The sequence below is a fragment of the Enterococcus sp. AAFC-DPL-6103 genome, assembly GCF_058216595.1.
Genome location: NZ_CM177102.1, coordinates 175,672 through 188,601 on the forward strand (window position 1 = coordinate 175,672; position 12,930 = coordinate 188,601).

Annotated in this window: 9 protein-coding genes; 8 read left to right on the forward strand and 1 reads right to left on the reverse strand. The window is 37.0% G+C overall.

Going from position 1 to position 12,930, the window contains the following annotated elements:
- The first annotated feature begins 435 nt into the window (after window positions 1-435).
- Entirely contained in the window at window positions 436-3,078 is a 2,643-nt protein-coding gene (locus AC4BC3_RS00910) for a cation-translocating P-type ATPase (RefSeq protein ID WP_206907430.1), read from the forward strand.
- A gap of 65 nt (window positions 3,079-3,143) precedes the next feature.
- Here the strand turns inward: AC4BC3_RS00910 and AC4BC3_RS00915 are convergent, their stop codons facing one another.
- The gene (locus AC4BC3_RS00915) at window positions 3,144-3,854 is read right to left on the reverse strand and encodes a DUF975 family protein (RefSeq protein ID WP_206907433.1); all 711 of its coding nucleotides are present in this window, start codon (window positions 3,852-3,854) and stop codon (window positions 3,144-3,146) included.
- A gap of 211 nt (window positions 3,855-4,065) precedes the next feature.
- Here AC4BC3_RS00915 and tgt point away from each other — a divergent pair, with 211 nt between their 5' ends.
- The 7 genes from tgt (at window position 4,066) to AC4BC3_RS00950 (ending at window position 12,926) form a co-directional block, all read left to right on the forward strand.
- The gene (tgt, locus tag AC4BC3_RS00920) at window positions 4,066-5,211 is read left to right on the forward strand and encodes a tRNA guanosine(34) transglycosylase Tgt (RefSeq protein WP_067483328.1); all 1,146 of its coding nucleotides are present in this window, start codon (window positions 4,066-4,068) and stop codon (window positions 5,209-5,211) included.
- Window positions 5,212-5,310: 99 nt separating this feature from the next.
- Complete coding sequence (yajC, locus tag AC4BC3_RS00925) at window positions 5,311-5,688, forward strand: preprotein translocase subunit YajC (RefSeq protein WP_206907436.1); 378 nt, start codon at window positions 5,311-5,313, stop codon at window positions 5,686-5,688.
- A 314-nt stretch (window positions 5,689-6,002) separates the two neighbouring features.
- The gene (gene adhE / locus AC4BC3_RS00930; RefSeq protein ID WP_206907438.1) at window positions 6,003-8,600 is read left to right on the forward strand and encodes a bifunctional acetaldehyde-CoA/alcohol dehydrogenase; all 2,598 of its coding nucleotides are present in this window, start codon (window positions 6,003-6,005) and stop codon (window positions 8,598-8,600) included.
- Window positions 8,601-8,994: 394 nt separating this feature from the next.
- Complete coding sequence (gene bglB, locus AC4BC3_RS00935) at window positions 8,995-10,104, forward strand: beta-galactosidase BglB (protein WP_206907439.1); 1,110 nt, start codon at window positions 8,995-8,997, stop codon at window positions 10,102-10,104.
- Window positions 10,105-10,122: 18 nt separating this feature from the next.
- The gene (locus tag AC4BC3_RS00940; protein ID WP_490466720.1) at window positions 10,123-11,136 is read left to right on the forward strand and encodes a TRAP transporter substrate-binding protein; all 1,014 of its coding nucleotides are present in this window, start codon (window positions 10,123-10,125) and stop codon (window positions 11,134-11,136) included.
- Between the two features lie 3 nt (window positions 11,137-11,139).
- Window positions 11,140-11,601 (forward strand): TRAP transporter small permease, encoded by a 462-nt coding sequence (locus AC4BC3_RS00945; protein ID WP_490466721.1) that lies wholly within the window; start codon window positions 11,140-11,142, stop codon window positions 11,599-11,601.
- 29 nt (window positions 11,602-11,630) lie between these two features.
- Window positions 11,631-12,926: a TRAP transporter large permease gene (locus tag AC4BC3_RS00950; RefSeq protein WP_206907445.1), complete on the forward strand. Its 1,296-nt coding sequence runs from the start codon at window positions 11,631-11,633 to the stop codon at window positions 12,924-12,926.
- The last annotated feature ends 4 nt before the right edge of the window (window positions 12,927-12,930 follow it).

Below are 12,930 nucleotides of genomic sequence, written 5' to 3' on the forward strand. Positions count from 1 at the left end.
CTTCAACACTCATTGACACATCTTTTACTAGTATTCAATTTTCAGATGTTCACTGTTTATTTTACGTATCTTTGTTACTTCTGGTTTTGGGAAACGAATCATCCAAACTTTTTATACGCATTCACTATTTTCATCAATTTGACGCTGTGTACTTCACACGTATACTTGGTGAAACCTGTACTTCTAACAACTTTGTTTGCTTACAATACTTCATCGAGAAATTCTTCGACTTATTTGATGTTATCCTCCTTCCTTACACCTATATAATAGCATATTTTGTTAGCGCTTGCAAACGGAATGCTTGCAATTTTGTGCCTTTTTTATGAACAAAATCCATAAATTGTCCGAAATAGTTTATTAAGTTGAAAAAAATAAAAAAATGATGTTATATTTAATATAGGATTATTATTTAATGAAGATTAAAGGAGGAATAGGATGGAAGAATATAAAAAAACAGTGAGAGAAGTCCGAGAAGAAACCAATGTAAATTTAGAGCGTGGATTGACTTCCCAAGAAGCAACTAAGCGAAGCAAGGAACAGGGGCCTAACCGTTTTGATGAAGCAAAGAAAGAATCATTAGCCAGAAAATTTTTTAGAAGCTTAGCCGATTTTACAACAATTATTTTATTAGTTGCTGCTGTAATTTCTTTTTACACGGCCTTTGCAACAGAACATGGAGATTTGTTTGAAGGTCTGTTGATTATCGCTATCGTTGTCATCAACTCTGCACTTACAATTGTTCAAGAAGGAAATGCAGAAAAAGCTTTAGAATCGTTACAGGATATGAATAAGCAGACGGCGCTAGTTTTACGAGATGGTAAACGTGAACAAGTTGATGCCGAACAATTAGTTGTTGGAGATATCTTGATTTTAGAGTCTGGGGCAACCATTCCTGCAGATGCTCGTTTGATTCAAAGTTCACAACTTCGAGTGGAAGAATCGGCGTTGACTGGTGAGAGCGAAGCAGTTGAAAAAGATGCCACTTATGTTAGCGAAGAAGAAGTACCTCTAGGTGATCAAATCAATATGGTCTTTAAAGGATGTAGTGTAGCTGCCGGTCGTGGTCAAGCAATTGTTACGGCAATTGGGATGCAAACTGAAATGGGAAAAATTGCTGGACTATTAAGTGGCGATATGATGCAGAAAACACCTTTACAAGTTCGCTTGAATCAGTTAGGTAAACGAATTAGTTTTATTGCATTAGGAGCTGCTGCATTAGTCTTCATTATTGGTGAACTGCAAGGGGAACCATTACTAGAAATGTTTATGACGTCTGTCTCTTTAGCAGTTGCTGCAGTACCAGAAACATTGACAGTTATCGTGACATTGACTTTAGCATTTGGTGTTCAGAAAATGGCAAAAAAACATGCAATTATTCGTCAACTGCCTGCAGTTGAAACATTAGGAACAGCTAACGTAATTTGTTCTGATAAGACGGGAACTTTAACCCAAAATAAAATGCGTGTGCGTCGAGTTTGGAGTCGCGGAGATGAAGTTACTGACACAGAAGATGCTATGACAGATAGTGCGATGGAAGTCTTAAAAATGGCAGCTTTGTGTACAGATGTAAGTGTTGAAAAAGAAAACGATGAGCTAATTATCAAAGGCAATCCAACAGAAGCCGCAATTGTGCGTGCAGTGGAAGAAAACTATCATACAAAAGCAGAGTTGGAAGAAAATTATCCTCGAATTGGAGAATTGCCGTTTGACTCAGAGCGAAAAATGATGACAACGGTACATAAGATGGGAAAAAAATATATTTCCATTACTAAAGGTGCTTTTGATGTATTAGCTCCGCGTTTCCGTTATGGAGATATCGAACAAGCGACAGTTGTCAATGACCGTTTCGGAAAACGTGCACTCCGCGTGATTGCAGTTGGCTTTGCTGTCTATGATGAAGAACCACAAGATATTCGTTCAGAAGTCTTAGAAAAAGATTTACGTTTGATTGGTTTGATTGGTATGATTGATCCACCTCGTCCAGAAAGTAAAGGAGCAATCGCTCGTGCGAAAAAGGCTGGAATCAAAACAGTAATGATTACTGGTGACCATGTGGTGACAGCGAGTGCGATTGCTAAAGAACTTGGGATTCTGGAACATTCTTCTGAAGCTTTAACAGGTGCAGAACTACATGCGTTGACGGATGAAGAATTAGATGAACGAGTGAAAGAATTGGCTGTTTATGCACGAGTAACGCCAGAAGATAAGATCAGGATCGTCAAATCATGGCAACGAACGGGTGCGGTTGTGGCGATGACTGGTGACGGAGTAAATGATGCGCCTGCGTTAAAAGCAAGTGATGTTGGCTGCGCCATGGGAATCACTGGGACGGATGTAGCTCAAAGTGCGTCTGATATGATTTTAACCGATGATAATTTTGCAACGATTGTCGATGCAGTTAGCCAAGGTCGTTCTGTTTATCAAAATATTCGAAAAGCAATCAACTTCCTTTTGAGTTGTAATATCTCAGAAATTTTCATTGTGTTGATTGCTATGCTTCTAGGATGGGGCGCGCCATTTACGGCAGTTCAATTATTATTTGTCAACGTAGTAGCTGATGGCCTACCAGGATTTGCGCTTGGAAGAGAGCCAGCAGAAGCAGGAATTATGGATCAAATGCCAATTCCTCGGAATGAGGGGATCTTTGCGCGCGGATTGTGGCAAAAAATTGCAGTGAATGCAAGTGTGTTTACGGTTGTGACACTCTTCGGATACTATTTAGGAAGTTTTGTTGATACAATCAGTCCTTGGGTCGATGCTAGTCAAGAAGTTGGTCAAACAGTTGCTTTTCTAGTATTAGCTTACTCTTCCATTTTGCATGTCTTTAATGTGCGAAGTAGCCAATCCATATTTAAGGTCAATTTATCTTCAAATAAATCATTATTAGAAATGGCAGTGTTGGCGGTAGTGATTACTACGGCAATGGCACTATTCCCATTCACACAAGAACTTTTTGGACTTGTTCATATTAGTTTGAATCATTGGTTACTGGTATTCATTTTATCAGTCACACCAATTGCAGTGAGTGAACTAATTAAGTTCCATCAACTGCCAGATGTGGACGATGAAGAAGAATAAACAAAAAATGAACACAAAAAAGCTGCGGTAACTAACCGCAGCTTTTTGTATACCTGTTGTGAAGCTTAGTACGCAACGTCTTTTGGCAATTCATTGTAGAAAGCAGCTTTTGTTGCTGTAATATACGGATTCAACCATAAGTAGCCGATTCCTGCGGTCATCAATGCAAGAATATGCCAACCGATAAATGATAAATCCAACCAGAACAATTTTCCTTTGTAACCATCCATTAGCTTGCGACTTGCTGTAATCGTATCAAGCACACGAGGTTTTTGTCCTGTTTCTTGAATCGTGTCGTAGTAGATAAAGTAGCTTTGAGAGTAAGCATAACTTTTGATAATCCCAGGGATAATAAACAACAATGTCCATAATGTAGTGAATAACCAAATCAAAATGGCTAGGCCAATAATGCCTCCAATAAAGAGACCTGAAAATCCACGGAATGCATCTTTAAATGGTTCAATTTGTGATTTTTGTCCACGTAGCACATCAAGGTAAGTCCAAGAAATACCACTCATAAACAATGCAGAAATAATGCCGGAAACAACTCCGCCACCACTGCTGCCAGCACTAGAACCGCCATTGTCATTCACCATCGTTTCCTGAAGGCTTGTAACATCTGACATACTTGCAATAAACAAGATGAATGGTACAAGAATCAAAAGAATAAGTGCTATAGCAATTAATGACGGAATTAAATTCAATAATACCGCTTGCCCCCAACGACCTTTCAAACTAGCTTTTGCTTGTGATTTTAATTCAGCAGAAGATTTCATCTATTTTTCACTCCTTTTCCATAAGTTAAAATTATTATAACAAAGATTAACTTTTTTGCCTCTCTTCTTGCATTGCTTGTTCCAGAAATACTTCTAAAAAAAGAGGATTAAATAGAACAAGAGCCACAGATAAACTCTTGCAAAAAAGTGCTGAAACGATTATGATTGTGTGAGTTGTCAACGCTATTTTATAGAGAAAGTAGGGAATTGAATGTCACAACCTGCCATTCGCTATCGTTTAATCAAAAAAGAAAAACATACTGGTGCTCGTTTAGGTGAAATTATTACACCGCACGGTACTTTTCCAACTCCCATGTTCATGCCTGTAGGAACATTGGCGACAGTCAAAACTATGTCTCCTGAAGAATTAAAGGAGATGGGGGCAGGTATCATTTTGAGTAATACGTACCATCTGTGGTTGCGACCTGGAGAAGACTTGGTTGCTGAGGCTGGTGGTTTGCATAAATTTATGAATTGGGATCAACCGATTTTAACTGATTCAGGTGGTTTCCAGGTATTTTCATTAAGTGATATGCGTAATATTGAAGAAGAAGGCGTCCATTTCAAAAATCATTTGAATGGCTCTCGCATGTTTTTATCACCTGAAAAAGCAATTGATATCCAAAATAAATTAGGCTCAGATATCATGATGAGCTTTGATGAATGCCCGCCATTTGACGAGAGCTATGATTATGTGAAAAAATCCGTAGAACGTACGTCACGTTGGGCAGAGCGTGGACTAAAAGCTCATGCAAATCCAGCAACACAAGGTTTATTTGGAATCATCCAAGGGGCAGGATTTGAAGATTTGCGTCGCCAAAGTGCAAAAGACTTAGTCAGCATGGATTTCCCAGGTTATTCAATCGGTGGTTTGTCTGTTGGAGAACCAAAAGCAGATATGAACCGAGTTTTAGAATTTACGACACCATTGATTCCAGAAGATAAACCACGCTACTTAATGGGAGTCGGCGCAGCTGATTCCTTGATTGATGGAGTAATCCGTGGTGTAGATATGTTTGACTGTGTATTGCCAACCAGAATCGCACGTAATGGAACTTGTATGACGTCGCAAGGTCGTTTAGTTGTCAAAAATGCAAAATATGCACATGATTTTCGTCCAATTGATGAAAAATGTGATTGTTATACATGTAAAAACTATACCCGTGCTTATATTCGTCATTTAATCAAGTGTGATGAAACATTTGGTATTCGTTTGACTTCTTATCATAATCTTTATTTCTTATTGAATTTGATGAAACAAGTTCGCCAAGCAATCATGGATGATAATTTGTTAGAATTTAGAGCAGCCTTCTTCGAGGAATACGGTTTTAACAAAGAAAATGCTAAGAGTTTCTAAATTCATGAATTTTATGTGAAATTTAAGTAAAAAGCTAGTGTAGATAGTACTTTTTATGCTAAAGTGGTTTTTGTAGATAGATTGAGTGAGGTGAAAAAAATGGGATCATTACCAATGATTGTGATGTTCGTTGCGTTGTTAGCGATGTGGTACTTTATGTCACGTACACAAAAGAAACAACAACAAGAACGTCAAAATTTGTTAGATAGTATGAAACCAGGTGATGCAGTTGTTACAATTGGCGGCTTGCATGGCGTAATTTCAGAAATCGATGAAGACAAACGGACAGTGGTTTTAGACTGCGAAGGTATCTTCTTAGAGTTTGACCGTGCGTCAATCAAAACGGTTAAACCAGGAGTGACTGTAGAAAACGATGCTACGGTGACAACTGTCGAAGAACCAGTTGATGCAAAAGAAGAAACAATCACTGAAGAAGTAACAGAAGTAGTTTCTGAAGACAACAAAGACGAAAAATGAGCATAGGCTCTACAATTATTTTTCATCTGAAGAGGTACAGCTATTTAATTAGTTGTGCCTCTTTTTTTATTTGAAAAACAAAAGCATGAGAACAAGTTCAATAGTGAACGTGACAACCAAATAAAAGATATTTTTTTCTAAGACAATGAAAAAAATATTGATAGCTAGATAACTTTATAATATCAGTGTTTATCTTTATTTTTAAAACTGTGAAAAAAATCACAAAAAACTATTTACAACCAAAATAAATTATTGTATGATACATATGTGAAATAGTTAACAAACAATAAGTGATACCCACTAGGAGGAAGACAATGGCTAAGACATTGGAAAAAGAACAAGTAAAAACGATCGACGTGCAAGCAATGATCGATGACCTTGCAACAAAAGCAAATGTAGCCCTAAAGGAAATGGAAGACTTTGATCAGGCAAAAGTGGACCATATCGTACATGAAATGGCAATGGCTGCCTTAGATCAACACATGCCTCTAGCAAAAATGGCAGTTGAAGAAACTGGTCGTGGTATTTATGAAGATAAAGCAATTAAAAATATGTATGCTTCAGAGTATATTTGGAATAACATTAAACATGATAAAACAGTTGGAGTAATCAATGAAGACGTTCAAAAAGGATTAATTGAAATCGCTGAACCAGTAGGAGTTGTTTGTGGTGTAACACCAACAACTAACCCAACTTCAACAACGATTTTCAAATCAATGATCGCATTGAAAACAAGAAATCCAATTGTGTTTGCTTTCCATCCAAGCGCACAAAAATCTTCTGCAGAAGCAGCGCGTGTTGTCCGTGATGCAGCAATCGCAGCTGGTGCACCGGAAAACTGTATCCAATGGATCGAACATCCATCAATTGATGCAACTTCAATGTTGATGAATCATCCCGGCATTGCAATTGTTTTAGCAACAGGTGGAGCAGGAATGGTTAAATCTGCTTATTCAACTGGGAAACCAGCTTTAGGCGTTGGACCAGGGAACGTGCCAGCGTACATTGAAAAAACTGCAAAAGTAAAACGTGCAGTGAATGATTTAATCGTATCAAAAACATTTGATAATGGAATGATTTGTGCATCTGAACAAGCGGTGATAGTTGACAAAGAAATTTATGCAGCTGTGAAAGCAGAATTCCAAGCTCATCAAGTGTATTTTGTAAAACCAAGCGAACTTGCAAAATTAGAAGATGCGGTGATGAACGAAGGCAAGTATGCTGTTAACCCAGCAATTGTTGGGCATTCTGCAATGGAAATTGCTAAATTAGCAGGCATCAAAGTACCAGAAGGAACAAAAATGCTAGTTGCTGAATTAGAAGGTGTTGGTGCTGATTATCCACTTTCACGTGAAAAATTATCACCAGTTTTAGCAATGGTTAAAGCAAATAATACAGATCATGCATTTGAATTATGTGAAGGTATGTTAAATCTTGGTGGATTAGGACATACAGCTGTTATCCATTCAGAAAACGAAGATTTACACGTGAAATTTGGTTTACGAATGAAAGCTTGTCGTATTCTAGTTAACACACCATCAGCTGAAGGTGGAATTGGTAATATCTACAATGAAATGATTCCTTCATTAACTTTAGGTTGTGGTTCATATGGTAAAAATTCTGTTTCTCGTAATGTATCTGCTGTCAACTTAATCAACGTCAAAACTGTAGCGAAACGGAGAAATAACATGCAATGGTTCAAATTACCGCCAAAAATCTTCTTTGAAAAGAATTCATTACTTTACTTAGAAAAAATGGAAAACGTTGAACGTGTCATGATCGTTTGTGACCCAGGAATGGTTCAATTTGGTTACTGTGATACAGTTCGTGAAGTGCTCGCTCGTCGTAAAAACGACGTGAAAATCGAAGTTTTCTCTGATGTTGAGCCTAACCCTTCAACAGATACTGTTTATGCTGGAACAAAACTAATGGCTGATTTCAAACCTGATACAGTAATCGCATTAGGTGGTGGATCTGCAATGGACGCTGCAAAAGGAATGTGGATGTTCTATGAACACCCAGATACTTCTTTCTTTGGAGCAAAACAAAAATTCTTAGATATCCGTAAACGTACGTACAAAATTGCAAAACCTGAAAAAACTCAATTTGTATGTATTCCGACAACTTCAGGAACAGGTTCGGAAGTAACTCCTTTTGCCGTTATTACTGATAGCGATACACATGTTAAATACCCATTAGCAGACTATGCGTTGACACCAGATGTTGCAATTGTTGACCCACAATTTGTTATGTCAGTTCCGGCTTCTGTGACTGCAGATACTGGTATGGATGTCTTGACGCACGCAATTGAATCATATGTTTCTGTCATGGCATCTGATTATACTCGTGGCTTAAGTCTACAAGCAATCAAGTTGGTCTTTGATTATTTAGAAAAATCAGTAAAAACACCTGATATGGAATCACGTGAAAAAATGCATAATGCGTCAACAATGGCTGGTATGGCGTTTGCAAATGCGTTCCTAGGGATTTGTCATTCAATCGCCCACAAAATTGGTGGTGAATATGGTATTCCTCATGGACGTACAAATGCAATCTTGTTACCACACATTATTCGCTACAACGCAAAAGATCCACAAAAACACGCAATGTTCCCTAAATATGACTACTTCCGTGCAGATACAGATTATGCAGACATTGCTAAATTCTTAGGATTAAAAGGTGAAACAACTGCTGAGTTAGTAGATGCATTAGCAGAAGCTGTCTATGAGTTAGGTCAAAATGTAGGTATTGATATGAACTTGAAAGCACAAGGCGTAACACAAGAGACACTTGATACAACAGTTGATCGTATGGCTGAATTAGCTTACGAAGACCAATGTACAACTGCTAATCCAAAAGAACCATTAATTAGCGAATTAAAACAAATCATCATTGATGCTTACAAAGCTTAATGATTGTTAAAAGATAGCGTACGGCTGACAGCTGTCCGCTACCGGAATCCCCCGCACAAATTTCCGCTCAAATTTGTGTGGGGGATTTAAAACTATATGGATTCATGTAAGTTTGTCTGAATGATTCTCTCATTCAGACAATTTTTTTGTGTAAAGAGAAAATATGCGTTCAAATATGTACTTGTGAGATTACTTATAAAAAATTTTGTCATTGAAAAAGAGAGAAACATTTCGATGACCACTTAGCTATCAATTATTAAGATAGGTAAAAATTTCAAACATAAGATCAACTTTAGATATTTTTTTCTCAATTTATCCTATTTATAGGGTATAGGATTCTTGCTATATTAAGGATATCAATAAATGAAAGCGTTTTAGAAAGGACGTGGATGAAATGTCAATTATTAAAGAAGAAATTTTTGTACCAAAAGAATTAGTAAAAGAGAAAATTGCTTTACTTTTAGAAAATTTAACAACCATAAAAGATGAAAGTGGCGATTTTCTATTGGATTTTGATGGATTAAAGGTTGATGATAAAAGCTGGACAGTATGGAATTGGCCACAAGGAATTGGTCTGTATGGGACCTATAAGAATTATCAATTAACTAAAAATCATCGAGCTTTAGAAGTTGTTAATGATTGGTTTGAAGCACGTATGGAAGAAGGCGCACCACCAAAAAATGTAAATACGATGGCTCCATTATTAACAATGGCTTATTTGTATGAAGATACAAAGGATTCACGCTATTTACCTTACTTGGAACAATGGGCAGAATGGGTAATGTATGAGATGCCTAGAACAAACGAACAAGGGTTACAGCATGCGACATATGGTCCAGAAAATAAAAATCAGTTATGGGATGACACCTTGATGATGACAGTATTACCTCTGGCTAAAATTGGGAAGTTATTAAATCGCTCAGAGTATTTAGAAGAGGCTCGTTATCAGTTTATGATCCATATTAAATATTTGATGGATAAACGTACTGGTTTGTGGTATCACGGTTGGACCTTTGAAGGAAATCACAATTATGCGGAAGCGTTTTGGGCGCGTGGTAATTGCTGGTTAACAATGGCAATCCCTGAAATCATTGAGATTTTAGAATTATCTAAAGATGACGCTCTACGAAAACTTTTAGTTGAAACGTTAGAAGCGCAGGTTCAGACATTAGCTAAATATCAAGCAGAAAGCGGTTTGTGGCATACATTATTGGATGATGAGTCCTCTTATGTTGAATCATCAGCAACAGCTGGCTTTGCATATGGCATCTTAAAAGCTGTTCATAAGAGATATTTGGAACCAAAGTATAAAGAAGTTGCTTATCGTGCAATACAAGGTTTATTAGAACAAATTGATGAAAATGGTGAAGTACACAATGTTTCGATCGGTACAGGAATGGGGGACGATTTAGAATTTTATCGCAATATTGGAATTACTGCTATGCCATATGGTCAATCGTTAACGATGCTTTGTTTAACAGAATTGTTAGTTTCGTATTGTTAAAAAAGAAAGGAAGACAAAATGAAAAAAGTAATCTTGCTAGCAGGAATATTTGGCTTGAGTTTACTGGGATTAAATGGTTGCGGTAGTACTGTAAACGTTACAGCTACAGATGAAAAAGAAACAATCAATTTACGTTTTGCTTATGCTAGTAATAGTCAGCCTGTGATTGATGCGATGAACGAATTTGGTCGATTAGTAGAGGAAAAGACAGACGGAACAGTTAAAATTCAATATTTTCCAGATGGTCAACTTGGCGGTGAAAGGGAATTGATTGAATTAACTCAATCAGGAGCCGTAGATTTTACAAAAGTCAGTGCCTCTGCTTTAGAAAGTTTTTCAAAAAATTACTCTATTTTTTCTGTTCCGTACTTATTTGAAAGTGAAAAACACTTTTTTGACGTAATGGACAATGAAGAAATAATGACGCCGATTTATCAATCAACCACAGATTTAGGTTTTACTGGTTTAACCTACTATGATTCAGGTCAACGAAGCTTCTATATGGTTGATGGTCCTATTCAAACACCATCAGATTTGTTAGGAAAGAAAATCCGTGTTATGCAAAGTGAAACAGCTATTAAAATGGTAGAATTACTTGGCGGATCTGCGGTACCTATGGGAAGTGATGAAGTTTATACTTCTTTACAATCGAATTTGATCAATGGTTCCGAGAATAATGAATTTGTGTTACATACAGCAGGGCATGGAGGAGTTGCGAAATACTATTCTTATGATGAACATACTCGTGTACCGGATATTATGATTATGAACGATGCAATCAAAGAGCAACTAACAGAAGAGCAAGAAACGGCGATTTATGAATCAGCAAAAGAATCGACAGTTTTTGAAATTGAAGCCTTTTCTAAGGCTGTTGAGGAAGAAAAAGCAACTGCGCAAGAAGCATATGGGGTTAAATTTAATAAAGTCGATAATACGCCATTTCGTGAAGCAGTGGCTCCACTTCATGATGAATTCAAAAATGATCCAGTTTATCAACAACTGTACCAGCAAATTCAAGATCAAGGAGCCTAATAAATGAAAAAAATAATGAATCAATTGTTAGAAATTATTGGTGCTGTATTGTTACTTGCAATGGTAGGAGTAGTTTTGTGGCAAGTGTTTTCTCGGACGGTATTAGGTAATCCCAATACCGTGACAGAAGAATTTGTTCGTTTTGGACTTGTCTGGTTTGCCATGCTTTCTTCAGCTTACGTTGTAGGACAAAAAGCACATTTAGCTGTAACAATTTTAAGTGAAAAATTAACAGGAACTAGAAGTTGGGTGTTAGAGATAGTAGTACAAACATTGTTTCTATTATTTGCTACTATTATTATGGTTTATGGTGGAATGAATGCGGTTACCTTGACGATGGGACAATTATCTCCCTCGTTAGGAATACCTATGGGCTATGTTTATTTATCGGTACCTGTATCAGGCTGCCTGATTGTTGTTTACAGTTTAATAAATTTGATTGATACATTCAATACTGTTAAATAATTGAAAAAGTATAGAAATGGAGAAATAATATGGCATTAGAAGCTGGAATGGTTCTGTTTTTCGTTTTTGTTATATTGCTTATTGTAGGGATGCCAATTGCAATTAGTATTGCATTTTCATCAATGATGACGTTGCTGCTAGTGATTCCTTTTGATGTTGCTACCTTTAGTTCAGCACAGAAAATGGTTGGGAGTATTAATAGCTTTTCTCTAATAGCGATTCCATTTTTTGTCTTTTCAGGAATAATTATGAATAATGGTGGGATAGCGAAAAAGTTAGTAGATTTTTCGATGCTTTTTGTCGGACGTATTCCGGGCTCTCTAGCGCATACGAATGTATTGGGAAATGCTTTATTTGGCTCAATTTCGAGTTCAGCAATTGCTGCTTCAACAGCCATTGGTGGCGTACTAATTCCTCAACAAGTGGAAGAAGGCTATGATCGCAAGTTTGCAACGGCAGTGAACATTGCTTCGGCACCTACTGGAATGGTTATTCCGCCAAGTACAGCATTTATTATGTATTCATTAGTTGCAGGTGGGACTTCTATCTCGGCTTTGTTTATGGGAGGATATCTCGTAGGCGCACTTTGGGCATTAGGAATCATGGTAGTTGCTTTTGTGGTTGCTAAAAAGAATAAATACCCTACAGTACAAAAAAATCAGATAAAACATTCAGGTAAAGTATTGAAAGAAGCAATTCCCAGTTTATTGTTGATTCTTATTATCATTGGTGGGATTTTAACAGGCATATTTACTGCAGTAGAAGCTTCAGCAGTTGCTGTGATTTATTCATTACTGATTTCGATGTTTTATTATAAAACGGTTAAGTTAAGAGATATTCCAAATATGTTGGTTCAAGCGGTTGCGATGTCAGGGACAATTATGTTTTTGCTGGCTACTTCATCAATGATGTCATTCTCAATGGCTTTTACAGGAATACCTCAAGCAATTAGTAGTATGATTATAGGGATTACTGATAACAAAATGATTATTTTATTATTGGTCAATGTCGTTTTATTGTTAGTCGGGATGTTTATGGATGTGGCGCCAGCAATTATGATTTTTACTCCCATCTTTTTACCAATCGTGACAAGTGTGGGTATTGACCCTGTTCATTACGGTTTGTTTTCGATAATGAATTTATGTGTAGGTTCGATTACTCCTCCAGTTGGCACAGGATTATATGTTGGAGCTAGTGTAGGCGGAGTAAAAGCAGAATCCATGCTTAAACCACTATTACCTTTTTACGGCGTGATATTAGGTGTTTTATTCTTAATTACGTACTTCCCACAGCTTGTAATGTGGTTACCTGATATATTAGGATAGGAGA

Bases quoted from the DNA above. Each gene is read 5' to 3' on its own strand.
- AC4BC3_RS00915 (WP_206907433.1), bottom strand. From the start codon at position 3,854: ATGAAATCTTCTGCTGAATTAAAATCACAAGCAAAAGCTAGTTTGAAA.
- yajC (WP_206907436.1), top strand. From the start codon at position 5,311: ATGGGATCATTACCAATGATTGTGATGTTCGTTGCGTTGTTAGCGATG.
- AC4BC3_RS00940 (WP_490466720.1), top strand. From the start codon at position 10,123: ATGAAAAAAGTAATCTTGCTAGCAGGAATATTTGGCTTGAGTTTACTG.
- tgt (WP_067483328.1), top strand. From the start codon at position 4,066: ATGTCACAACCTGCCATTCGCTATCGTTTAATCAAAAAAGAAAAACAT.
- AC4BC3_RS00910 (WP_206907430.1), top strand. From the start codon at position 436: ATGGAAGAATATAAAAAAACAGTGAGAGAAGTCCGAGAAGAAACCAAT.
- adhE (WP_206907438.1), top strand. From the start codon at position 6,003: ATGGCTAAGACATTGGAAAAAGAACAAGTAAAAACGATCGACGTGCAA.
- AC4BC3_RS00950 (WP_206907445.1), top strand. From the start codon at position 11,631: ATGGCATTAGAAGCTGGAATGGTTCTGTTTTTCGTTTTTGTTATATTG.
- AC4BC3_RS00945 (WP_490466721.1), top strand. From the start codon at position 11,140: ATGAAAAAAATAATGAATCAATTGTTAGAAATTATTGGTGCTGTATTG.
- bglB (WP_206907439.1), top strand. From the start codon at position 8,995: ATGTCAATTATTAAAGAAGAAATTTTTGTACCAAAAGAATTAGTAAAA.